This window comes from endosymbiont of Bathymodiolus septemdierum str. Myojin knoll (assembly GCF_001547755.1).
GTDB lineage: Bacteria > Pseudomonadota > Gammaproteobacteria > PS1 > Pseudothioglobaceae > Thiodubiliella.
Window position 1 is genome coordinate 764,749 of sequence record NZ_AP013042.1, and the last position, 23,963, is coordinate 788,711.

At 39.2% G+C, this 23,963-nt stretch carries 24 protein-coding genes and 1 pseudogene; 14 read left to right on the forward strand and 11 right to left on the reverse strand.

Annotated elements, in window-relative coordinates; translation table 11 throughout:
• Positions 1 to 17: 17 nt before the first annotated feature.
• Complete coding sequence (gene ffh / locus BSEPE_RS04105) at positions 18 to 1,436, forward strand: signal recognition particle protein (RefSeq protein WP_066044400.1); 1,419 nt, start codon at positions 18 to 20, stop codon at positions 1,434 to 1,436.
• A 52-nt stretch (positions 1,437 to 1,488) separates the two neighbouring features.
• On the opposite strand, the gene hisD is transcribed toward ffh, so the two are convergent.
• Genes hisD through BSEPE_RS04125 form a run of 4 tightly spaced genes read right to left on the reverse strand, consistent with a single transcriptional unit; the run spans position 1,489 to position 5,320 of the window.
• On the reverse strand, positions 1,489 to 2,781 hold the full coding sequence (hisD, locus tag BSEPE_RS04110; RefSeq protein ID WP_066044401.1) for a histidinol dehydrogenase: 1,293 nt from the start codon (positions 2,779 to 2,781) through the stop codon (positions 1,489 to 1,491).
• A complete protein-coding gene (hisG, locus tag BSEPE_RS04115; RefSeq protein WP_066044404.1) occupies positions 2,778 to 3,395 on the reverse strand; it encodes an ATP phosphoribosyltransferase in 618 nt (205 codons plus the stop codon). Before hisG ends, hisD begins: the two co-directional genes overlap by 4 nt.
• A gap of 8 nt (positions 3,396 to 3,403) precedes the next feature.
• A complete protein-coding gene (gene murA / locus BSEPE_RS04120) occupies positions 3,404 to 4,663 on the reverse strand; it encodes a UDP-N-acetylglucosamine 1-carboxyvinyltransferase (protein WP_066044406.1) in 1,260 nt (419 codons plus the stop codon).
• A gap of 3 nt (positions 4,664 to 4,666) precedes the next feature.
• Entirely contained in the window at positions 4,667 to 5,320 is a 654-nt protein-coding gene (locus BSEPE_RS04125) for an MlaC/ttg2D family ABC transporter substrate-binding protein (RefSeq protein WP_066044408.1), read from the reverse strand.
• Positions 5,321 to 5,370: 50 nt separating this feature from the next.
• On the opposite strand from BSEPE_RS04125, the gene uvrC reads away from it, so the two are divergent.
• Positions 5,371 to 7,155, forward strand: a complete 1,785-nt coding sequence (gene uvrC / locus BSEPE_RS04130) for an excinuclease ABC subunit UvrC (protein ID WP_066044409.1) — start codon at positions 5,371 to 5,373, stop codon at positions 7,153 to 7,155.
• A gap of 1 nt (position 7,156) precedes the next feature.
• A complete protein-coding gene (locus tag BSEPE_RS08010) occupies positions 7,157 to 7,333 on the forward strand; it encodes a hypothetical protein (RefSeq protein WP_157059384.1) in 177 nt (58 codons plus the stop codon).
• On the opposite strand, the gene BSEPE_RS04135 is transcribed toward BSEPE_RS08010, so the two are convergent.
• Complete coding sequence (locus tag BSEPE_RS04135; protein ID WP_066044412.1) at positions 7,330 to 7,863, reverse strand: haloacid dehalogenase-like hydrolase; 534 nt, start codon at positions 7,861 to 7,863, stop codon at positions 7,330 to 7,332. The genes BSEPE_RS08010 and BSEPE_RS04135 overlap by 4 nt on opposite strands.
• Entirely contained in the window at positions 7,860 to 9,716 is a 1,857-nt protein-coding gene (locus BSEPE_RS04140; protein ID WP_066044414.1) for an ATP-binding cassette domain-containing protein, read from the reverse strand. The genes BSEPE_RS04135 and BSEPE_RS04140 overlap by 4 nt, the downstream gene beginning before the upstream one ends.
• 38 nt (positions 9,717 to 9,754) lie before the next feature.
• On the opposite strand from BSEPE_RS04140, the gene BSEPE_RS04145 reads away from it, so the two are divergent.
• The 6 genes from BSEPE_RS04145 (at position 9,755) to BSEPE_RS04170 (ending at position 14,190) form a co-directional block, all read left to right on the forward strand.
• Positions 9,755 to 10,189, forward strand: a complete 435-nt coding sequence (locus BSEPE_RS04145; RefSeq protein WP_066044417.1) for a cytochrome c-type biogenesis protein — start codon at positions 9,755 to 9,757, stop codon at positions 10,187 to 10,189.
• Positions 10,186 to 10,578 (forward strand): secondary thiamine-phosphate synthase enzyme YjbQ, encoded by a 393-nt coding sequence (locus BSEPE_RS04150; RefSeq protein ID WP_066044419.1) that lies wholly within the window; start codon positions 10,186 to 10,188, stop codon positions 10,576 to 10,578. Before BSEPE_RS04145 ends, BSEPE_RS04150 begins: the two co-directional genes overlap by 4 nt.
• Complete coding sequence (locus BSEPE_RS04155) at positions 10,575 to 11,252, forward strand: tetratricopeptide repeat protein (protein WP_066044421.1); 678 nt, start codon at positions 10,575 to 10,577, stop codon at positions 11,250 to 11,252. Before BSEPE_RS04150 ends, BSEPE_RS04155 begins: the two co-directional genes overlap by 4 nt.
• Positions 11,253 to 11,259: 7 nt before the next feature.
• Positions 11,260 to 12,168, forward strand: a complete 909-nt coding sequence (locus BSEPE_RS04160; RefSeq protein ID WP_066044423.1) for a YdcF family protein — start codon at positions 11,260 to 11,262, stop codon at positions 12,166 to 12,168.
• 69 nt (positions 12,169 to 12,237) lie between these two features.
• Entirely contained in the window at positions 12,238 to 13,719 is a 1,482-nt protein-coding gene (lysS, locus tag BSEPE_RS04165; protein ID WP_066044426.1) for a lysine--tRNA ligase, read from the forward strand.
• A gap of 234 nt (positions 13,720 to 13,953) precedes the next feature.
• Positions 13,954 to 14,190, forward strand: coding sequence for a DUF3955 domain-containing protein (locus BSEPE_RS04170; protein ID WP_066044427.1), 237 nt, complete (start codon positions 13,954 to 13,956; stop codon positions 14,188 to 14,190).
• Here the strand turns inward: BSEPE_RS04170 and BSEPE_RS04175 are convergent.
• Positions 14,171 to 14,422, reverse strand: coding sequence for a hypothetical protein (locus BSEPE_RS04175; protein ID WP_066044429.1), 252 nt, complete (start codon positions 14,420 to 14,422; stop codon positions 14,171 to 14,173). The two genes, BSEPE_RS04170 and BSEPE_RS04175, sit on opposite strands and share 20 nt — an antisense overlap.
• Positions 14,423 to 14,515: 93 nt before the next feature.
• On the opposite strand from BSEPE_RS04175, the pseudogene BSEPE_RS07885 reads away from it, so the two are divergent.
• Positions 14,516 to 14,653, forward strand: a pseudogene (locus tag BSEPE_RS07885) (IS3 family transposase); the annotation flags it as partial.
• Between the two features lie 589 nt (positions 14,654 to 15,242).
• On the opposite strand, the gene argF reads toward BSEPE_RS07885, so the two are convergent.
• The 3 genes from argF to BSEPE_RS04190 form a co-directional block, all read right to left on the reverse strand.
• On the reverse strand, positions 15,243 to 16,145 hold the full coding sequence (gene argF / locus BSEPE_RS04180; RefSeq protein ID WP_066044430.1) for an ornithine carbamoyltransferase: 903 nt from the start codon (positions 16,143 to 16,145) through the stop codon (positions 15,243 to 15,245).
• Positions 16,146 to 16,159: 14 nt separating this feature from the next.
• Entirely contained in the window at positions 16,160 to 17,311 is a 1,152-nt protein-coding gene (locus BSEPE_RS04185) for an aspartate aminotransferase family protein (protein ID WP_066044431.1), read from the reverse strand.
• Positions 17,312 to 17,383: 72 nt separating this feature from the next.
• Complete coding sequence (locus BSEPE_RS04190; protein ID WP_066044433.1) at positions 17,384 to 17,587, reverse strand: hypothetical protein; 204 nt, start codon at positions 17,585 to 17,587, stop codon at positions 17,384 to 17,386.
• 172 nt (positions 17,588 to 17,759) lie between these two features.
• Here BSEPE_RS04190 and hpf point away from each other — a divergent pair, with 172 nt between their 5' ends.
• Together hpf and mgtE are read left to right on the forward strand one after the other, a co-directional pair.
• Positions 17,760 to 18,053, forward strand: a complete 294-nt coding sequence (gene hpf / locus BSEPE_RS04195; protein ID WP_066044435.1) for a ribosome hibernation-promoting factor, HPF/YfiA family — start codon at positions 17,760 to 17,762, stop codon at positions 18,051 to 18,053.
• A gap of 37 nt (positions 18,054 to 18,090) precedes the next feature.
• Entirely contained in the window at positions 18,091 to 19,443 is a 1,353-nt protein-coding gene (gene mgtE, locus BSEPE_RS04200) for a magnesium transporter (RefSeq protein WP_066044437.1), read from the forward strand.
• Positions 19,444 to 19,448: 5 nt separating this feature from the next.
• On the opposite strand, the gene BSEPE_RS04205 is transcribed toward mgtE, so the two are convergent.
• Positions 19,449 to 20,822 carry a phosphomannomutase/phosphoglucomutase gene (locus tag BSEPE_RS04205; RefSeq protein ID WP_066044439.1) on the reverse strand — a complete coding sequence of 458 codons (1,374 nt, stop codon included), beginning with the start codon at positions 20,820 to 20,822 and terminating at the stop codon, positions 19,449 to 19,451.
• 38 nt (positions 20,823 to 20,860) lie between these two features.
• On the opposite strand from BSEPE_RS04205, the gene BSEPE_RS04210 reads away from it, so the two are divergent.
• On the forward strand, positions 20,861 to 21,238 hold the full coding sequence (locus BSEPE_RS04210) for a SoxR reducing system RseC family protein (RefSeq protein WP_066044441.1): 378 nt from the start codon (positions 20,861 to 20,863) through the stop codon (positions 21,236 to 21,238).
• A 60-nt stretch (positions 21,239 to 21,298) separates the two neighbouring features.
• Positions 21,299 to 23,944, forward strand: coding sequence for a pyruvate dehydrogenase (acetyl-transferring), homodimeric type (gene aceE / locus BSEPE_RS04215; protein ID WP_066044443.1), 2,646 nt, complete (start codon positions 21,299 to 21,301; stop codon positions 23,942 to 23,944).
• The last annotated feature ends 19 nt before the right edge of the window (positions 23,945 to 23,963 follow it).

A 23,963-nucleotide genomic window follows, 5' to 3' on the forward strand; every position in this document is an offset into this window, starting at 1 on the left:
TTCTATGAATTATAAAAATGTTTGATAATTTAACTCAGCGCCTATCCAATAGTTTTAAAGCCTTACGGGGTAAGAACAAACTCTCTGAATCCAATATTAAAGATGCCATCCGTGAGGTGCGTCGTGCCTTATTGGAAGCGGATGTCGCTCTTGAAGTCGTTAAGGTATTTCTTCATAAGGTTCAAGAAAAAGCATTAGGACTTAAGGTTGGTGAAGGTCTCAATCCATCGCAAGCCTTTATTAAGCTTATTGAACAAGAACTTACTGAAATTATCGGTGGTGAAAACAAAACCTTAGATTTAAGAGCGCAACCACCTGCAGTCGTTATGGTGGCGGGCTTGCAAGGTGCAGGTAAAACCACTTCCATTGCTAAATTAGCCCGCTATTTAAAAGAGCGCGAGAATAAAAAAGTATTGGTTGTTAGCGCTGATGTTTATCGTCCTGCGGCTATTCAGCAATTGGAAGTTTTGTCCAAACAAGTGGGTGTTGAATTTTTCCCATCCAGTATTAATGACAAACCAAAAGACATTGTTAACAGTGCTAAAAAACACGCACAAAAACAATTCTTCGATGTGCTTTTGGTGGACACCGCAGGTCGTTTACATATTGACAGCGAGATGATGATTGAGATTCAAGCTTTGCAAAAAGCTGTTAATCCGATTGAAACACTATTTGTGGTTGATTCAATGACAGGTCAAGATGCAGCGCATACTGCTAAAGCCTTTGCCGATGCATTGCCACTGACTGGTATTATTCTCACTAAAACTGATGGTGATGCCAGGGGTGGCGCTGCCTTATCTGTTCGTTATATTACCGGTAAACCGATTAAGTTTTTAGGCGTTGGTGAAAAGGTTGATGCTTTAGAGCCGTTCCATCCAGATAGAATCGTGTCTCGCTTACTGGGTATGGGTGATGTAATGTCGTTGATTGAAGACATTGAGCAAAAAATTGACCAGAAAAAAGCACAAAAATCTGCCAAAAAAATGGCAAAAGGTCAATTTGATTTAGAAGATATGCGTGAGCAATTATTGCAAATGGAACAAATGGGTGGCATGGAAGCCTTAATGGAAAAAATGCCAGGTATGGGGCAAATCCCACAAAATGTTAAAAATCAAATGATGGGTGCTGTTGAAACCAAAAAAATGGTTGCTATTATTAACTCAATGACCCCAAAAGAACGCACGCACAGTAAACTCGTCAAAGGTTCACGAAAAAATCGCATTGCCCGAGGCTCTGGCACTCAACCACAAGACATTAACAAACTACTCAAGCAATTCGAGAAAATGCAAAAGCAAATGAAGAAAATGAGTGGTGGAAAAATGCAAAAAATGATGGCTAAAATGTCGGGGTTGCAAGGTGGCTCTGGTGGTGGAACACCAGACTTGTCAGCTATGAAACTACCTGGAATGGGTGGTGGAAATAAATTTCCTTTTTAATTTTTACACAGGTAAAGCCCGTGTAAAAAATAAAATAGTCAAAATCTATTGATTATTTAATACGATAACGAGCAGATTGAGCGTGAGCTTGCAATCCTTCGCCATCAGCAAGGGTTGCGGCGACTTCACCCAATAGAGTGGCACCTTCGTCAGATACCATAATTAAACTGGATTTCTTTTGAAAATCGTAAACACCCAACGGTGATGAGAAGCGTGCAGTACCTGAGGTAGGTAACACATGGTTAGGTCCCGCACAATAATCACCCAAAGATTCACAAGTGTTTCTACCCATAAAGATTGCGCCAGCGTGCTTAATATCATCAAGCATGGATTTTGGATTTTCAACGGAGAGTTCTAAATGCTCAGGGGCAATTTGATTTGAAAGTGTAATTGCCTCTGCTATATCTTTGGTTTGGATTAAGGCGCCACGGTCTTTAAGGGCGGCGGCAATAATATCTTTCCTATTCATGGTTGGTAATAATTTTTTGATACTTGCTTCAACTTTTTTAATGAAATCTGCGTCTGGACATAGCAAAATAGATTGCGCATCTTCATCGTGTTCAGCTTGTGAGAATAAGTCCATGGCAATCCAATCTGGATTTGTTTTACCATCGCAGATGATTAAAATTTCACTCGGACCAGCAATCATATCAATGCCAACTTGACCAAAGACGACGCGTTTAGCGGTGGCAACATAAATATTACCTGGTCCAACAATCTTATCGACTCTTGGCACAGTTTCTGTGCCATAAGCAAGTGCTGCAATCGCTTGGGCACCACCAACGGTAAAGACGCGAGTGACACCTGAAATATAAGCAGCTGCCAATACTAATTGAACAATGACTCCATTCGGGGTTGGCACCACCATAATTAACTCTTCCACACCAGCTACTTTGGCAGGGATGGCGTTCATTAATACCGAAGAAGGATAGGCGGCTTTACCACCAGGGACATACAAACCAACACGGTCAAGTGGGGTGATTTTTTGCCCTAACATTGTGCCATCATCATCGGTATAAGTCCAAGTTTTTTGCACTTGTTTTTGGTGATAATTACGCACTCTATCGGCTGCAATGGTGAGTGCTTTTTTTTCTTTTTCATTTAAGGTTTCGTAGGCCTCTTTTAGTGCTGGCAGGTCAATGGTTAAATCTGCCATTGTATCGGCAGTAATACCATCAAATTTAACACTATAGTGAATTAATGCCGTATCGCCATTGCTTTTAATATCGGCAAGAATTTCATCAACCGTTTTTGCAATATCTGCATTAGAAACACTTTCCCAGGCCAATAATTTAGAGAGTTTTTCTTGAAAATTAGGTTGAGTGGAATTAAGATTGGTAATCATAGATTTTTCTCAATGCTATCAATCCAGGATTTTATTTCTGCATTTTTGGTTTTGAATGACGCAGCATTCACCACTAAACGAGAACTAATATCAATGATATGTTCAAGTGGTACTAAGCCGTTAGCCTTAAGTGTATTGCCTGTATCCACCAAGTCAACAATGCAATGCGCCAGACCCACTACAGGGGCAAGCTCCATCGCGCCATACAATTTGATGATTTCGATTTGTTGACCCTTAGCTTCAAAATAATGCTTAGCTGAATTGACATATTTGGTCGCAATTTTCAAAGTATCTTGCTCTAATTTCTTTTTCTCACTGGCAGCAACCATTAATTTGCATTTGGCAATACCTAAATCTAATAATTCCAATAAGCCATCGGCACCATGTTCAAGTAACACATCTTTGCCAGCAATGCCAAAATCTGCCGCACCATGCTGAACAAACACAGGTACATCAGTGGCACGAATAACAATTACCTTGATATCGTCATTGTTAGTGTCAAGAATAAGTTTTCTAGAATTCAGCTCTTCATCGGCAATCTTTAACCCTGATTTTTCTAATAATGGTAAGGTTTGCTCAAGAATTCTACCTTTGGATAATGCGATTGTTAACATAGTTTTTTTTAGTCCTGTACTCGTTCAATATCAGCACCGAGTAATTTTAGTTTTTCTTCAATAGTTTCATAGCCACGATCAAGGTGATAAACGCGCTCAATAGTGGTCGTTCCTTTGGCTGCCAACCCTGCCAATACTAGTGATGCAGAAGCACGAAGGTCGGTTGCCATTAAATGTGCGCCCGTGAGTGATTTTACGCCTTTACAAACCACTGTGTTACCTTCTAAAGTTAGGTCGGCACCCATGCGTATAAGCTCAGGAATGTGCATAAAGCGGTTTTCAAAGATGTTTTCAGTAATAACACTATGGCCCTCTGCAATGGTATTTAATGCCGTAAATTGTGCCTGCATGTCGGTCGGGAAGTTTGGATAGGTACTGGTCTTAATATTCACAGCCTTTGGGCGTTTACCTTCCATATCCAATGTGATTGAATTTTTATCGGTTTTTATATTTGCACCAATTTCAATCAGTTTTTCAAGTACCGCATGCATCACTTGTGGGTTGGTATTTTTAACAGTAACAGCCCCCCTTGTGATTGCAGCAGCCACCAAGTAAGTGGCAGATTCGATACGATCTGGACATACTGAGTATTGAATTCCATTTAAATTTTTTACCCCTTTAATGTTAAGGACCGAGGTACCTATGCCTGTGATTTTTGCCCCCATTTTATTCAAACATTGACACAGATCAGAAATTTCTGGTTCTTGAGCGGCATTACTGATTGTGGTCAGACCTTTGGCAAGTGTTGCTGCCATAATGATATTTTCTGTGGCAGTTACAGAAATTTGTTCGAAGTGAATCTCTGTGCCAATTAATCCTTTTGTTTTTGCATAAATGTAGCCATTTCTAACTTCAATATTTGCCCCTAATTTTTCCAAGGCTTGCAAGTGAAGGTTAACAGGGCGAGTGCCAATCGCACAACCGCCCGGCAACGATACTTTGGCTTTGCCATACTTAGCGAGCATTGGGCCTAGCACTAAAATAGAAGCACGCATGGTTTTAACCAAGTCATAATCCGCTGTCAAGTTGGTGAGCGTTGAGGAATCTACAAATAACGAGGAATCAGACTCTAAAATCCATTCACTGCCCATACTGGACAACAACCTCAAAGTGGTAGATATGTCGCTAAGCTGCGGTGTGTTGTTTAGTGTGATAGGCGTATCTGCCAAGATAGAGGCAAATAAGATAGGTAAGGATGAGTTCTTTGAACCCGAAACTTTGAGCGTGCCTTTTAAGGGTTTTCCTCCTTGAATAACGAGTTTATACATAACTTAGCCTTTTGCAAGTTTTTTGCTGATTTTTTCAATCAAACGCTCAAGCCCCTTGCGTTTAATGTAAGCGTTAAATTGTGCTTGGTAAGTCTTAATTATGCTGACACCTAAAAACCTGACATCGTAGATACGCCAACGATCTAAGTGAATCATATTTAAAGTAACCTTAAAAGGCTTTGGATTACCATCAAAAGAAATCAGTAATTTAACAATTGCTTTATTATCTTTACGCTTAATATTAGGACTCACAGAAATATTAATACTCTCAAGTTGTTCATAAGCCCCTAGGTAGCCTGCATAATCCTTGATTAAACTCTGTGTAATGTAGCGTTGAAAAAGGTATTTCTGTTCTTTACTGAGGTTACTCCAATGATTTTTTAATGTTAGTTGAGTTGAATAATTTATCGCAAGATTGGGTAAAAATTTGATTTTAATTAGTGTTTTAACATTTTCATTATTGGCTCGATTTTGTTTTCTAAGTTCTTTAAGTGACGATAGTGCATTAACCATGATATTGAGCGCAGCTGCGCCTGGCGGGTTAATAATATCATTTAATTCCTTTGCATTTAATGGGGTGTTGCTTTCTGTCGCTAAAGATACATTGGCAGATAAAATAGACAATATAATGAGTAAAGTTTTTAATGTTCTTTTCATTATGAAATTCACAGACAATAAAATTGTATTTATTTTAACCTTTTGCACAGATGTCAATTAAAGAAAAATTAAAAAATTTAACCACGCAACCTGGTGTGTATCAAATGCTAGACAAGCAGGGTCTAGTGATTTATGTTGGTAAGGCAAAAAACCTAAAAAAACGCGTGTCTAATTATTTTTTTAAAAATCATCAAGACGATAAAACTAGGGTATTAGTGAGTAATATTGACACTTTTGAAACTGTGATTACCGACACTGAAACTCAAGCGTTATTACTAGAAAACGAATTGATTAAACAGCACAAACCCAGATATAACATTTTGTTGAAAGACGCAAAAAGTTACCCCTACATTTATATCAGCAATGACAAACATCCGCGCGTGGGCTTTTATCGCGGCACCAAAAATAATAAATACCAATATTTTGGGCCGTATCCATCTGCACATATTGTGCGTGATTCTCTCAATTTACTAAAGAAAGTTTTTAAAGTTAGGCAATGTGCAAATGCTACCTATCGCTCAAGGTCTAGGCCTTGCTTGGAATATCAAATTGGCTTGTGTAGTGCGCCCTGTGTTAACAAAATAAGCAACGAAGATTATGTGCAAGATGTCAAAATGATGGGGTTATTTTTATCAGGAAAAGGCGTGCAAATTTTAGAAGATGTGTCGCAAAAAATGCAAGCGGCTGCTCAAAATAAAAACTACGAATTGGCAGCGCACTTGCGTGATCAAATGATTGGTTTGCGCACCATTCAAGAGCAGCATAGTTCGCAAACTTTGGGTGATATGGATGTGGTGAGCATTGCCACGCAGGAGGGCGCGCATGCTGTTGAAGTACTGTTTGTGCGTTCAGGTAAGCAAATCGGACAAGAATGTATTTTTCCAAAACACAGTAAGGGTAAGGCGCTCAAAGAAGTTTTATCCGCTTTTTTGCCGTTATATTATTTAGGCAAACAGACGCCAAAACAATTATTACTCAACGAAAAATTAGTAGATAAAAAAATCATTGCCTCTGCCTTATCCACACAAATCATTGACACACCGCAAAAAGACAAACGCCATTTTTTAAAAATTGCCAGTCTGACTGCCGAAGAAAATCTAAAGCAATATTTAAACTCAAGATTCACCAAACGCTCACAATTAGAACAACTACAAAAAATCCTCAATCTTAAATCCCTGCCTAATTATATGGAGTGCTTTGATATCAGCCATACAATGGGTGAGGCAACAGTTGCATCGTGTGTGGTGTTTGAAAAAGGATTGCCAAAAGTCAAAAGATACCGTCAATTTAATATTAACAATATCACCCCAGGTGATGATTATGCGGCAATGAATCAAGTCGTTTTCCGACGCTATTCTCGTTTACTCAAAGATAAGCAGCCATTGCCAGATATTGTTTTCATTGACGGTGGCTTAGGGCAACTTAATCAAGCGATTATGGTGATGGACTCCATCGGCATTGAATCCATTCAATTGGTTGGCGTGGCAAAAGGCGAGGGAAGGAAAGCTGGACTTGAGACTTTGATTATGGTCACAGATGGCAAAACACAAAAAATCAACCTACATCCACAGGATCAGGCTTTAATGTTGGTCAACCATATCCGCGATGAGTCTCACCGTTTTGCCATTAAAAACCATCGTAAAAAACGCGGAAAAAAACGCACAACCTCTCCATTAGAGGGTATTGAAGGCGTAGGAAAGCAGCGTCGCAGCGCTTTACTTAATCATTTTGGTGGTTTGCAAGAAATACAAAAAGCATCAGTTAACGAAATTCAAAAAGTTAATGGCATCAGTCTTGCATTAGCGACTAAAATTGTAGAAAAATTACGAGGTTAAGATGATAATTAGAGTATTGATAACTATTTTTGTGATTGCTTATATTGTATGGTTTATCAGTAACCGTATTTTAGGTAAAAATCTTGGACTTGCAAAAGTCATTGCCGCGACTTTGGTGGTAGTTAGTATGATTTATTTAACACTTGGGATTTTGTCGCACTTGGTGGAAGGGGGTTAGTCCTTTTTAGATAAAACCAAGCAATTCAAATGCTGAGTTTTTTTAATTAACGCTTCGGATACATTGGTTAAGATTGCTAAATTGGATGCTTCCCACACGGGAATATCACGGTTATGATCACCCATATAGTCAAAACCTTTGTTGCCGAAACGCGCAATCAATCTGTTGGCTTTATTGTGTGAAGATAGGTTAAAGCTTTTATTGCTTGCCATGACATCATTAAATAATTTAAGGTGTTTGGCAATAGCAAGTGCATATAATTTGTGCGAGGCAGTGGCAAGAATAATTGTGTCACCTTGTTTTTTGCGTTTTTTGATGTAGTCAATCGTGGTTTGATTGTAGGGTAGTTTAGAGACATCAATATCAAAGCGTTTAACCAATTGTTCTTTGAGGTAGCCCTTGCCTTGAGCAAACCAGATGGGAAATAACAAAATTAACCAAGGGCGAGACTCTAGCACGCCTTTGGAAGATTCGTATAATAAATCAGTATTAATCAATGTACGATCCAAGTCAACAATTAAAGGTATCATTCTAGTTCACTCCATTTTTCATAATAGCACTCTAAATCGGATTCTAATCTTGCCAAGCGAATTAATGCATCTTGGGATTCAGGCAATTGGAAAAACTCAGGGTCGGATAATTGTTGTTGTATTTCGCCAATTTCAATCTCTGTTTTTTCGATTTTCTTAGGCAGTTTTTCTAATTCTTGCTGCTGCTTATAGGATAGTTTTTTCTTTGGTATGTTGTTAGATTCTTTAACCGCTTTCGGCTTATTTTTGACTTTGGTTGTATTATCTAAATCGTCCTGTTTTTGTAATAAATAATCGTCATAACCACCAGCATACTGCTGAATATCACCCTCACCTTCCATGACGATAGTAGAGCCAACCACATTATTTAAAAAAGTCCTATCATGTGAAATTAAAATCAAAGTGCCGGTATATTCCACCAACATTTCTTCAAGTAACTCTAAAGTCTCCACATCAAGGTCGTTAGTTGGTTCGTCGAGTACCAATAAATTAGCAGGTTGCGATAAAATTTTTGCCAACATTAGGCGATTTTTTTCACCACCAGAAAACATTTTAATCGGTGCCATCGCTTGCTTTCCCGTAAACAAAAACTGCCGTAAATAACCAATCACATGCTTACTTTTTCCACCGATATTAATATGGTCAGCGCCACCAGAAACAAAGTCCATTGCTTTCATATTTGGCTCTAACAGTTCACGCATTTGGTCGAAATACGCCAACTTAATCGTTTTAGAGCGACGAATAGAGCCACTGGTCGGCTGTAATTGGTCTAATAATAATTTAATAAAGGTGGATTTTCCTGAGCCATTGCCACCGATAATGCCGATTTTTTCACCTTTCAAAACCAACATAGAAAATTCTTTGATGAGTTGTAAATCGCCAATAGAATATGACATTTTTTTAACTTCAAACACCAGCTTAGAGGCGCGTTTTTCATCCTCTGCTACCGAATGTATTTTGACTTTTCCTTGCTTCTGACGGCGATTAATAAAATTGCTACGCATATCCTCTAAGGCGCGTACACGCCCCTCATTGCGAGTCCTTCTCGCCTTGATGCCTTGACGAATCCACACTTCTTCCTGGGCAAGTTTTTTATCAAATCGCTTGTTTGCCACCTCTTCTGAATTGAGTAAATTATCCTTGCGTTTGACATACGCCTTGTAACCGCATTCAAACACCGCCAAATTGCCGCGGTCAAGGTCAAAGACTTTATTAACAATCCCTGCCACAAAAGAGCGGTCGTGACTAATCAAAACCAGTGTTCCATGATAATCTTTCAGCATTTTTTCCAAGTCAAGAATTGCCGTAATATCCATATGGTTTGTCGGCTCGTCCAGCAACAAAACATTTGGCTCTTGAATTAACGCACGCGCCAACATCACTCGTCGTCGCCAGCCACCAGACAGCGTGGATAAAATCGCCTCAGGTTTCAAAGTAAAGCGATTCAACATACTTTCAATTTTATGCAAATGTTGCCAGCCGTCCAAACGGTCAATATCGGCTTGTAACTCCATCGCCTTATCCGATTCCCCCTCAGTCATCAAATACCGATACCGACTTAAAACCTCACCAATTTCCCCTAGTCCCTCAGCGACAATATCAAATAAATTCTTATCAACATCCTCAGGTGGCGTCTGTTCTAAATAACTAATCTTAACCCCGTTTTTAACTTTTAATTTCCCATCATCAGGCTCAATCACACCTGCCAACACTCGCATAAAAGTTGATTTTCCTTCGCCATTTCGTCCAATGAGTGCAATCTTATCGCCTTTTAAAATAGTAGCGCTCACTTCATTTAAAATTGGTTTTTCAGAAAAATTAAGGGAAATACTGTCTAGCGTGATTAGTGGCATAGGTTAAAATTATTTATTTTCAATGAACGAGGTTTACTGTGCGTTATTTTATTCAATTTTTACTGTTACTCGCGCTTATTAATCCAGTTAATGCTGAAAGTATTGAAGCGAATAGTTTTTCTAATGCCCAGCAAGAGCGTCGTTATCGTGTTTTAATTGATGAAATTCGTTGTCCTGTGTGCCAAGGGCAGAGTATCGGCGGCTCAAATGCGGGATTGGCTAAAGATTTAAGGGAAAAAGTCAGAGAATTAATTTTGACAGATAAAAGCAATGACGATATTCGTGACTTTATGGTGGCACGATATGGTAATTTTGTTGTCTTTAAGCCACCTGTTAATAAAAATACCTACCTATTATGGTCACTACCTTTTGTATTTTTAGCGTTTGGCTTGTTTCTTCTTATTCGCAATTTCGGTAACAGAAAAGTAGTGAAAAAAATCGACACCAGTAAAGCCAAAGCGTTATTAAAGTGAGTGAATTACACATCAGTACCAACGGTCGTGGCGCCGTTGAAATCACGCAACAAGTGAACGAATTGATAGAGGGTAATGCAAAATTGTGCCATCTATTTGTTGCCCACACTTCAGCATCGTTGATGATTACTGGCAATGAAGACCCGCAACTTTTACTGGATGTTGAGGATTATTTTCAAGCAAATGTAGCGGACGCAAATCCAAAATATCGCCACAATAACGAAGGCGATTTTGATATGTCAGGGCATATTCGATCTATTCTCACGGGTGAAGCCAAAACCATTCCTGTGATGAATGGTAAATTGGCATTGGGACAATTCCAAGGTTTGTATTTATACGAACATCGTGCTGGCAAAAATACCAGAAAATTGATTGTTACTTTATTATGAACAGCGAACAAGAACTCAGTGATTTAATGGTGCAAGCCTATAGTTATCAAAAGGCGGGGGATTTATCAAAAGCCATTCAGGCGTGGAATGGGCTACTTCAACACAAGGATGCAGATAAAGATTTAAAGGCGAATGCTTATTTGAGTTTGGGTAATTTACATCAGCAGCAGGGCAATGATGATTTGGCAATTGAAAGTATGTCAAATGCGATTAAAAGCAATCCCAACAGCAGTGAAGCCTATTTTTGTTTGGCGTATATGGCACAGGAAAAAGAAAATTTTGAAACAGCAATTGCGTATTTAGAGCAGGCATTAGCGTTAAATAATAAGGACAGCGGGGCGTTTAATAATTTGGGTAATTGCTATGATAGATTAGAAAAAACGCAAGAAGCGATTGATGCTTACACGCAGGCGGTAAAATTAGATGAAAATTACATTGCCGCAATTTACAATCGGGGCAATGCGTTTTTAAAATTAGCAAAAGACGATTTAGCACACAAAGATTTGTCAAAAGCGATAGAATTAGATGCAAATTTTTACCAAGCCTATTATAATCGAGGAATTTTACTAAAACGCATGGGCAAAATAGCAGAATCTGAACAAGATTTAACCACGGCAAAATCCTTAGCACAGCAGGATTTAGAAAGCCAAGAAGCGCAACGTGAAACACATTAAGTAAAGTATGAATATTCAAGAAAATAATACGCTAATTACCTATTTGTCCTCATTCAACGACATCATTTATACGCCCGAAAAATGTCAAAAACTCTTAGATAACGATACATTAGACATTGCATTGGTTACACTTAACAATGATATTGCTCAAGTCAAACAATTTTCAAAGATCTTTACTCAGTCTAATTACCAGACTGTGCAGATGCTTATTGAAAAAACTCAAACGCACCTCAACCAGCAAAAAAAGATCATACTAAATTTTTATATCCATTATTTCAAGTCTAATTCTATTATTGGTGACAAAGCCATTAGTCAGCATCCAGACTTAATTGTTGTTCTAGGTTGTAACCGCCCCAGTCTTGATAAGCGTATATCTTATGCTATTCAGATTGCCAATCAACATCCTAGCGTTCCTATTTTGTTAAGTGGTGGCGGTTTTAATATTAATATGACAGAGAGTGACTATATGCACAGTCAGCTCAAAAAATCTGGCATTAAAAACGAATTTATTTTAGAAACCTTATCTATGGATACTATTGCTAACGCCTTATTTTCAAAAATAATTCTGCGTCAATGTAATAAATTTAGCGCCATCAAAAATATTGAGATTATCACTTCTAAATTTCATCTACCTCGTGCTCTGTATTATTTCAAAACTATTTTTAATAGTTTAGAGTCTAAATCTACCTTTAATTTTTGTGCTCAAGGTCCCGCTACTTCTACTGATGCCCAAGTAGAATTTTTGTCTGACCACGAACTCTCTAGCGAATTAGACGCCATGCAAGCTCTTAGTGTATTTAATAACCCTAAAAACCACTCAATAGATGACATGCAAAGCTTAATAGAACTTTTGAAAAATCATAATCTATATCAGGCTCGCTATGATATTTTGCGAATACTATTGCCACACTGTTAAAGTTTTGTTGTCGTTTGCTTGTAAAATATCCATCTTGTAATAAAATTATAATAAATTTAAGAATAAAAAATGAATGAAGATAACAAGTTAGTAACAGAAAGAAAGTCAAAATTAGCCGCCTTGAGAGAGTTAGGCAATCCATTTGTTAATGACTTTCAGCCGAAGGATTTTGCCAAAGATGTTTCGGCATCTTATGGACAACTTTCTAAAGAAGAGCTAGATGAGAAAACTGTCGAAGTTTCAATGGCAGGGCGTATGATGCTTAAACGGGTGATGGGTAAAGCAAGTTTTGCGCATATTCAAGATAGCAGTGCTCAAATTCAGTTGTTTGTTACCCGCGACGAATTACCTGAGGGTTTTTATAACGAACAGTTCAAAAAATGGGATATCGGCGATATTATTGCCGTCAAAGGTGTGCTGTTTAAAACCCAAGTCGGCGAGTTGTCCGTGCGTGTCAAAGAAATCCAATTATTGACAAAATCACTACGACCATTGCCAGAAAAATTTCACGGACTCAGCGACCAAGAAATTCGTTATCGTCAACGCTATGTTGATTTAATTATGAACAAAGATGCTCGTGACACTTTCAAACGCCGCAGTCAAATCGTGAGTTACATCCGTAATTTTTTCAATGGCAATGACTTTATGGAAGTCGAAACGCCAATGTTGCACAGTATCCCAGGTGGTGCGACAGCCAAACCGTTCGAAACGCACCACAACTCATTAGACATGCAAATGTTTCTGCGTATTGCCCCTGAGTTATACTTAAAGCGCCTCATCGTCGGTGGTATGGATAGGGTGTTTGAAATCAATCGGTGCTTCAGAAACGAAGGCTTGTCCACCCGTCACAACCCAGAGTTTACCACCATCGAATTCTATCAAGCCTATGCTACTTACCACGATTTAATGGACACTACTGAAGATCTATTCAGAGGGGTTGCTATTGATGTTTGTGGCAATGCAATCGTTAATTACCAAGGCGATGAATTTGACTTTTCTAAACCTTTTGAACGCATCAGCGTCTTTGATGCAATCCTTAAATACAACCCAGATTTATCCTCTGATGACTTGAGCGAAGTTAATGCCACTGCCACCGCCAAAAAATTAGGGATTGATGTTAAAGACGCCTGGGGTCTGGGAAAAATTCAAATTGAAATTTTTGACGCAACGGTAGAAGAGCGGTTAATGCAGCCAACTTTTATCACCGAATACCCAACTGAAATTTCCCCACTCGCTCGTCGCAACGACGATAACCCATTCATTACCGACCGCTTTGAGTTGTTCATCGGTGGTCGTGAAATTGCCAACGGTTTCTCCGAGCTCAATGACGCCGAAGACCAAGCCGAACGCTTCCGTAAACAAGTTGAAGAAAAAGATGCCGGCGATGACGAAGCCATGCACTACGATGCCGACTACATTCGCGCCCTAGAGTACGGCATGCCTCCAACCGCAGGCGAGGGCATCGGTATCGACCGTATGGTCATGCTATTCACCGACTCGCCATCTATTCGTGATGTATTACTATTCCCACAAATGAAGTCGGAATGCTGATTGCCTATTGAGTTTCTTTAATTGTTGAAAGATAGTATCTTATCTTTGTGCAAATAAATAATACTTGACAAATAAGCATAATAATACTTGACAAATAAGCAAGTAAGGCTACCATACAAGCATGGAGATTAAATACAGTAAGCAAGCAGTCAAATACTTAAGCAAGATGGATGTACAAAAAAGAGATTTGCTTATTGGTAAAATTAAGCAATTACCACTGGGTGATGTAAAACGATGAAAAAACTTTTTAAAAACATACTTTTAACAGTCTCTTTGTTTTTTCTATGTTTGTCCATTATTTCTATGCTGGCTCAGCAGATTTTTTATCCACAATATATAGATGCCCAAGGTGTATTACACGAAACCCTGTGGGTGCCGATTGGTGCTTTTTCTTTTCTACTAGGTATAGCCACCCTTGTTATTTATCTGCTGCTATTGATTTTGAAATCAATCAAGCGCTGGATAAAGTAAATTGTTCGCCGTTTAACGCTTGAATTGCGATCGGCTGGAATGATTTAAAATACTTTGGTAGCGGGACTGTGATGTTCAAATAAAAAAATTGATGCTTGGCAGAAAGTTTGCGATGGATGGTATTTTTTAGTCCGCATAAAGTTGTTTTACGAAGCACTAAAAAATTACTACGAATAGTGGTTTTGTATTTGTTAAATGCGTTTAGAAGGTTTTTACCCGCTAAATAAATCACTCTCTGACCCTAATTATTTTGGTGTTTTATAGTCATAAGTTATTGTTTTTTATTAAAATTTAATTTAATCACACACTGACCCCAATTATTCATCAAACCAGGACAGCGGCTAAATCCAGTATCTTTGAATATATTGAAGTTTTTTATAACAAGATTAGGCGTCATTCAACGATTGGTTATTATTCACCCAATGATTATGAAAAGAGGTTTTATCACAACAATATTCCCTAACTTAATTTTAAGCCTTAAGTGAAAAATGGGTGAAAAATGGGGAAAGGTGAAAAATGGGGACAGAAAAATGGGGACAGGCTACTTTTTAGAAAAATTTGAATAAACAGGGATAAGTGATACTACTTTATCATAAAAGTAGCCTGTCCCCATTTTTGTCCCCATTTTCTCATTATTCTTCGTCTTCGTAACCTTTTTTTACCCACAATACGCCTTTAACTAAAAGCCAAAATAATACCCCTGGCACAATAAGATAAAGAAAGAAAGGAAGAAAGGAAGCGATATTAACAAAAGTGCTCTCCATGGACCTGTTTTTAAATCGTCTTTACAAGTTAACCATTTCAGTATTTTACCTTGCTGAAATGATTTGTTAGGTGTTTTGTTCATCTTTTGGTCTTGTGACATAAGCAATAAATCCAGATATTATAATGATAGGTAGGGCGATATATGTTAAATATACACCAACATATGAAACTGTAAATAGCGTAATTAAATATAGAACTAATGTTATCCAAAATATAAACTCTGATTTTTCATGCATATTACACCCCTTACTTTCTTTTAAAATTTTACCATATTGATTGTCTATATTTTAATTGTCGCTTATTAGATAAAGTAACAATGCTTTTTGTGCATGAAGGCGATTTTCAGCCTCATCCCAGACCAGACTTTGTGGGCCATCAATAACATCAGTGCTTACCTCTTCGCCGCGGTGGGCAGGGAGGCAGTGCATAAAGCTGGCGTTGGTATTGGCATTTGCCATTAAGGTTTCATCAACTTGGAAATCTGCAAAGGCGAGTTCGCGTTTGGCTTGCTCCTGTTCTTGACCCATACTCGCCCAAACATCGGTAACGACTAAATCAGCACCTTTGCACGCCAGTTTTGCGTCAGTGTGCAGGGTAATGCAATCTTGATATTTGTCAATAAAAGACTGTTTGGGTTCGTAGCCAATAGGGGTGGCAATATTAAGCTTAAATCCAAACACGCTTGCCGCTTGCATATAGGTGTGGCACATATTATTGCCATCACCAATCCACGCGACTGTTTTACCTTTAATATTGCCCTTGTGTTCTTTGTAGGTCATCATATCTGCCAATAATTGACAAGGGTGAGACTCGTCGGATAGGGCGTTGATGATAGGTACATTGGCATTTTTAGAGAAGGTAATGATATCATCGTGCGAAGACACACGCATCATAATTGCATCTACCATTGAGCCAATTACAATCGCGGTATCAGTCGTTGGTTCGCCACGACCAATTTGAATGTCACGATTAGATAAGAACAAAGCATGTCCGCCGAGTTGCGCCATGCCTGCCTCAAATGAAACACGGGTACGAGTGGAAGATTTGTCAAAAATCATTGCCAAGGTTTTGTTTTCCAATGTCTTGTTAATTTGACCTGATTTATGTTCTTTTTTCAGTGCAATCGCATTGTCAATGATTTGATTTAAATCCGTGTTTGAGAGCTCGTCTAAGTTAATAAAGTGTTTCATATAACCTTCCTGTGCTATAAAGCACCTAGTAATTCATCAAGGGTGATGATGATGATATCCGCTTCGTTTTGATTAAGGATTAGCGGAGGTAATAAGCGGATAGAACGCCCGGTAATGTTAATAAGTAAATGCTTTTTCAGGGCTGCATTAAGTAACTCGGTGCAATCTTGATTAAGTTCGATGGCAATCATTAACCCTTTAATGCGGATTTCAACAATTTTATCTGAGGATAAAGCTTGCAGCCCTGCTAGCAAGTAAGCGCTTATTGTGTTGACATTATCAAGAATATTGTCTTTTTTAATCACATCAAGGACTGCCAATGCAGTTTTACTGACTAAAGGGTTGCCACCAAAAGTAGAGCCATGTGTACCTACAGTTAGTAATTCTGCGGCTTTGCCTTTTGCTAAGCAAGCACTAATTGGTACACCATTGCCTAAGCCTTTGGCAAGTGTCAATATATCAGGGGTGATACCGTTATACTGGTGAGCGAATAACTTTCCCGTGCGTCCAATACCCGTTTGCACTTCGTCCAAAATCAACAGCCAATTATTGGCTTGGCAGATCTTTTGCACTTGATTAAGGTAATCATCAGCCGGTACAATTACGCCACTTTCACCTTGGATAGGTTCAAGCATTACAGCGACAACGCTGGCATTATCTGTGTGTGCTTTAATCGCATCCACATCATCAAAATCAACATGGATAAATTCACTGATTAATGGTGAGAAGCCCGCTTGTACCTTTGGATTCCCTGTTGCAGATAGCGTTGCCATGGTGCGACCGTGAAAACTTTGATTGGCGGTTAAGATGATTGGGTGGTTAATATTGTTGCTATAAGCGTGCAAGCGCGTCATTTTAATCGCTGCTTCATTTGCCTCTGCACCCGAATTACCAAAGAAAGCCTTGTCCATATTTGCTGCCATACATAATTCTTTTGCCAAAGTTTCTTGGTGTTGAATGTGATACCAATTACTGGTGTGTAATAATTCACCTGCTTGTAATTGAATGGCGGCAGTAATATCTGGATGGCAATGCCCGAGTCCAACTACGCCAACACCCGATAGGGCATCCAAGTATTGCTCACCCTGTGTTGATGTTAACATGCAGCCTTCACCTTTAACAAAAGTAACAGCAAGGGGTGCGTAATTTGACATTAAGTATGACATATTTTTTTTGCGTTTGTCGTTAAAAACACAAAAGCCCCAAAATGGGGCTTTTGTTGGTCAATCAAAGATTTATTATGATTGGTACTGTAAAGGCGGCGCCATTTTATTGTTAATTTCGTCTAACTCTTTCTTGTATCCTTCGTAGAAATGACCTGCTGGTGGATTAACCCATTCTTCATAGTTAAAGCCATTTTCTTCATTAAATACTTTAAAAGTGTTTTGCAATGCAATTCTCTGTGCACTTAACTCGTTACTTTCTTTGCTCACTGCGTCCATATCGTTTTCTCCTAAATCTTGTAAATATGTAAAAAGCAATAATTATAGTCTATAATCAACTTTTGTGAAGGTTTTATTTATTAAAATACTGACTAAATACTTGGTTATGTAACTTGGTTTTATGGCACAATTAAATTGTAACAAACTTATATAACAACAACGAGGAGAATCTATGCAATTAAGTATTTCAGGTCATCATCTTGACATTACCGATGCAATCAAGCAACACGCAGAAGAAAAACTGTCCAAAATTAAACACCACTTCGATCATTTGATTAATATCGATATGATTTTAGAAGTTGAAAAGGATGTGCAAAAAGCCGAAGCGTCTATTCATGTTAGTGGCGCCGATTTATTTGCCAAAGCGGAAAGTGATGATATGTATGTTTCGATTGACCGAATGGTTAATAAATTAGATGCACAGGTTAGAAAACACAAAGAAAAAATCAATAACCACAGGAAGTAATGCTTTAGGGCGCAGTCCCAAGTTTTAAGGAAAGTTTATGTCGAAAGTTGAAAATACTTCTTTCGAAGATTGCCTCCAGAGATTAATGTCATCTTTGGAGGCATCTTTGTATGAAGAAGCCACTACGCAACTTGCCAGTTTACACTCGGCGGAAATCGCTCGTCTATTAGAAGCGATACCACCAAAAGACAGAACGCAATTATGGCTCAATATTGATACAGGAACGCAGGGCGATATTCTTAAAGATTTAAGCGAAGATGTTCGCACACAACTACTGAGTGAAATGGAAGTTGACGCTATTGTTAAAGCCACCGAAGGCTTGGACATGGATGATTTGGCAGATGTTATTCCCAACTTACCTGAATCAGCCCTGCATAATTTATTGTTAACCCTTGATCATAAACATCGTGAATATCTAAAACGCGTGCTATCTTATCCTCAAGATACTGCAGGCGGTCTGATGAATATTGATATTATCACTGTTCGTGATGATGTTAGTGTGCGCACTGTGATTCGTTATTTGCGTCTATTAAAAGAGATGCCGATTGACACCGACCAAATATTTGTGGTTGACCATGACTATCAATACATTGGTGCCATACATATTTCTATTTTATTGACCCATGAAGCCGAGCAAAACATCGCGCCGTTAATCAATAAAGATTTACGCCCAATTCCTGTTGATACTACAGAAAAAAAAGTGGCTGATTTGTTTGAGCAGCGTGACTTGATTTCTGCCCCTGTGGTTGACAGTAATAATCAATTAATTGGTCGTATTACTATTGATGATGTGGTTGATGTTATTCGTGAACATGCCGAACAATCAGTGATGTCAATGGCAGGACTTGATGGCGAAGAAGATGTGTTTGCGCCGGCAATGCAAAGCGTCAAACGCCGTAGTATTTGGCTGGGTGTGAACTTGATAACGGTGTTTATTGCGGTATTTTTTATCGGATTGTTCGAGGCCACTTTACAAGAAAAAATTGCTCTGGCTATCTTGATGCCGGTGGTGGCATCGATGGGCGGTATTGCTGGCACACAAACTTTAATTTTGGTTACCCGCGGTATTTCCACGGGCAGGGTAACAACTTCTAATCTTAAAGTATTAATGAGTAGGGAAGTGGCCATTGGTGTTTTGAATGGCATTATTTGGGCGTTGGTAATTGGCGTAGCAACTTATGTGTGGTTTGCAGATGCGATATTAAGTGCCATCATAGCTTTAGCGATTATTGCCAACCTGATTTTTGCTGCTTTTTCAGGTGCATTTTTACCACTTTTACTGGTTAGGTTTAAAATTGACCCTGCACTTGCAGGTGGTGTTATTTTAACAACGATTACCGATGTGATTGGTTTTGTGGCTTTTTTAGGGCTTGCCAGTTTGGTTATTTAATGAAATTAAAAGTCCACAGTTGAAACGCCGTTACTACCTAGCCAAATTCTAAATTTTTCTTGAATTTCAGTCAAAGTTTTTTTATCATCTGCCTCGAAACGCAACACCAAGCATGGCGTTGTATTAGAGGGGCGAACAAGCCCCCAACCATTTTCATAATCCACACGCACACCGTCAATAGTGGTGATTTTCGCACCTTTAAAATCAACATTGCTGCTGAGTTTTTCCATTGCTTTAAATTGCTGCCCTTGTTTATCAAAATGAATGTTAATTTCAGGGGTGTTAATGCTGTCAGGTAAGTCAGTAAATACTTGTTCACAGGTTTGGTTAGTTTTTGAAAGTATTTCCAATAATCTTGCACCGGTGTAAAGTGCATCATCAAAGCCATACCAGCGTTCTTTGAAAAAGATGTGTCCACTCATTTCACCACCAAGTTCTGCGCCCGTTTGTTTGAGTTTGGCCTTGATAAAGCTGTGCCCTGTGCGTGACATTATTGCCTCACCACCATGCTCAATAATATCTTTTGATAGCAGCGACGAGCATTTCACATCAAACACAATTTTAGCGCCTGTATTGCGACTAAGAATATCGCGAGCATATAGAATCATTTGTCTGTCTGCCCAAATCACATTGCCTTTGTTGTCAATCAACCCGAGACGGTCTCCATCGCCATCAAAGGCAAAGCCCATATCGGCACCCGTGGCTTTAACTTCTTTAATGATATCTGTTAAATTTGCCATTTTTGATGGGTCGGGGTGATGATTAGGGAAAGTGCCATCAACCAGACAAAATAATTTACTTACCTTAACGCCAAGGCGCTCGAACAATTTAGGCGCAATATTTCCCGCCACGCCATTACCAGCATCTACAACGATATGTAGGGGCTTGTCTAATTTAACATCAGCAACAATACGGTCAATGTAGTCATCTTCTATGTCCACTTTGGTTGAAGTGCCGTGCCCCTTGGAAAAGTCTTGCCTCTGGATGCGTTCATACAAATCCTGGATGCGTTCACCTGACAGCGTCTCTCCAGCAATCATAATTTTAAAGCCGTTGTACTCAGGCGGATTGTGCGAACCAGTAATCATCACCCCAGAGCTGGCAGCCTTGGTGTAAGTCGAATAATATACCAACGGCGTTGGCACCATACCAATATCAACCACATGACAGCCACTGGATTTTAGTCCATCTTTGAGTGCATCCATCAATCCTAAGCCACTTAAACGACCATCACGACCAACGACGACACCGCGTTCGCCACAAGCAATGGACTCAGAGCCGATTGCCAAACCAATTAATTTAACCACTTCGGGGGTTAAGTCCTCTTTAACGATGCCACGAATGTCGTAGGCTTTAAAAATGGATTGTGAGATTAACATACGGATATAATAAGGTAAAAAATAAACCCCCTATTTTAATGAAAGAACAGTTTGAAGTTATTGAAATCCATACCGAAACGATGAAATTAAAAGTCAATCGCTCATCGGGTTGTCATTCTTGCTCAGCTAATAGTGGCTGTGGTACGGGGATTTTGGCAAAGCATTTTGACCATTATTCAGTGTTCAATAAACCTTTGCAAGCTGGCGTTACAGTGGGTGATCTCGTTACCCTGGAAATTTCATCACAAGAATTGTTTTATCGCGCTTTTCAATTGTACATGGTGCCGCTATTGGCATTGTTCGCAGGTAGTATTCTCGGGGGCAGTCTTTATCCCAATCAAGAAATTGCGCAAATCGCTTTCGCTTTTGGTGGATTTTTTAGCGTATTATTATTAACAAAATATTTTGTAAAGTAAAGTGTTTTAATCTTCTAAATTTGGGATAATTACGGGATTATTTTCAAACAAAATACACTTATGTCAACTCAAGATCTGGATCCTTTAGAAACCCAAGAATGGCTAGAAGCTTTTAAATCTGTCGCTCGTATAGAGGGCGATGATCGTGCGAAGTTTTTACTTAATCAGTTGATGGATATGGCGCATAAGGAAGGCATGGATTTGCCAACTGGTGTTAATACAGCTTATTTAAATTCGATTGCTAAAGACAAAGAAATTGCCACAAATATCAATCTTGATATTGAAGAACGCATTTCTGCCATTGTGCGTTGGAATGCTATGGTTATGGTGGTTAAGGCCAATCAGTTGCCGTATGATTTGGGCGGACATATTGCATCATTTGCATCCAGTGCGACTTTGTATGAAATCGGTTTTAATCATTTTTATCGTGGTCCAGATGCTGAGCAGGGCGCAGATTTGATTTTTTTTCAAGGGCATATCTCGCCAGGTATTTACGCTCGTGCATTCTTAGAAGGTCGTATTACCGAGGCGCAAATGCTATTATTCCGTCAAGAAGCGGGCAAAGATGGCTTAAGTTCTTATCCACACCCTTGGTTGATGCCAGATTTTTGGCAATTCCCAACCGTGTCTATGGGTTTGGGTCCAATTATGGCAATTTACCAAGCGCGTTTTATGAAGTATTTACACCATCGTGAGATTAAGCAAACTGATAAACGCACAGTTTGGGCATATCTTGGTGATGGTGAAATGGATGAGCCAGAATCTTTAGGTGCAATTTCTGTGGCAGGTCGTGAAAAACTTGATAATTTAGTGTTTGTTATTAATTGCAACCTCCAACGCCTTGACGGCCCAGTGCGTGGCAACGGTAAAATCATTCAAGAGTTAGAGGGAATGTTCCGCGGTGCAGGTTGGAATGTGCTTAAAGTGATTTGGGGTGGTGAATGGGACAAGTTGCTTGAAAAAGACACCAATGGCTTATTGAGAAAGCGTATGGAAGAAGTGGTGGATGGTGAATACCAAGCTTATAAAGCCAAAGATGGTGCTTATGTGCGTAAACATTTCTTTGGTAAATATCCAGAATTATTGGCAATGGTTGCGCATCTGAGTGATGATGAAATCTACGCTTTAAACCGTGGTGGGCATGACCCAATCAAAGTTTATCAAGCCTATAACGCTGCCAAAGAATGCAGCGACAAGCCAACCGTCATTCTTGCCAAAACTGTCAAAGGTTATGGCATGGGCGAAGCGGGCGAAGGTCAAAACACCACACACTCACAGAAAAAACTTGGACTTGAACAGGTGGCAAAATTTGCAGAACGCTTCAACATTCCAGTCACCGAAACCGATGTGAAAGAATTGAATTTCTACAAGCCAGCAGAAGACAGTGAAGAAATGATTTATATGAATGCACAACGCCAAAAATTAGGCGGCTCATTGCCAGTGCGTTCGTTTGAGTTAGAAGCGTTAAAAGCCCCTGAATTAGATACTTTTAAGACTTTATTAGAATCCAGTGGCAATCGTGAAATGTCAACCACTATGGTGCTTAATCGTATTATGGCTTTATTGGTGCGTGACAAGCAATTAGGCTCTAAAATAGTGCCAATCATCCCTGATGAGGCGCGCACTTTTGGTATGGAAGGTTTGTTTAGGCAACTGGGTATTTACTCTGCCTCAGGTCAACTTTACCAACCGGAAGATTCTGATAAAGTGATGTGGTACAAAGAAGACAAAAAAGGTCAAGTATTACAAGAAGGCATCAATGAAGCGGGTGCGATTTCTGGTTGGATTGCTGCTGCAACTTCCTATGCAACACACAATACCACAATGATTCCGTTCTATATTTATTACTCTAAATTTGGCTTTCAACGCGTTGGTGATTTAATTTGGGCAGCAGGAGATATGCAAGCCAAAGGTTTTTTAATCGGCGGCACTGCAGGTCGTACAACGCTGAACGGTGAAGGCCTACAGCATGAAGACGGTGATTCTCACATTGTTGCTAACACCATTCCAAACTGCATTTCCTATGACCCAACTTATGGCTATGAATTGGTGGTAATTGTGCGTAGTGGACTGCACAGAATGTATGAAAATCATGAAAATATTTTTTACTATATTACCACCATGAACGAGCTTTATACGCATCCAGAAATGCCAGCAGAGGCAGAAGAGGGTATTATCAAAGGTATTTACCGACTGAAAGAAGTAGGCGCTGGTGATAAAGAAGTGCAATTAATGGGTTGTGGTACAATTCTTAGAGAGGTTGAAAAAGCGGCACAAATGTTGGCAGACGACTGGGGAGTAAAATCTAATGTTTGGTCGGTGACTAGTTTCAATGAGTTGACGCGCGAAGCGCAAGCCATTGACAGGGAAAATCGTTTTAGTGCCACGCCAAAAGTACCTTATATCACCCAATGTTTGGCAAATACAAAAGGCCCAGTGGTTGCTACAACCGACTATATGCGTAACTATGCAGAACAAGTTCGCAAATATATTCCAGGTCGTTATGAAGTGCTAGGCACAGATGGCTTTGGTCGTTCAGACTCGCGCGCAGCATTAAGAGATTTCTTTGAAGTGAATGCGAATTATGTTACTATTACTGCTTTGAAAGCACTTGTTGATGAAGGTGAAATGGATGCAAGCATTGTTGCCGAGGCAGTTGCTAAGTACGGCGTTGATATCAGCAAACCAAATCCAATGACAGTATAAGTGCAAAAATAGGAGAGAG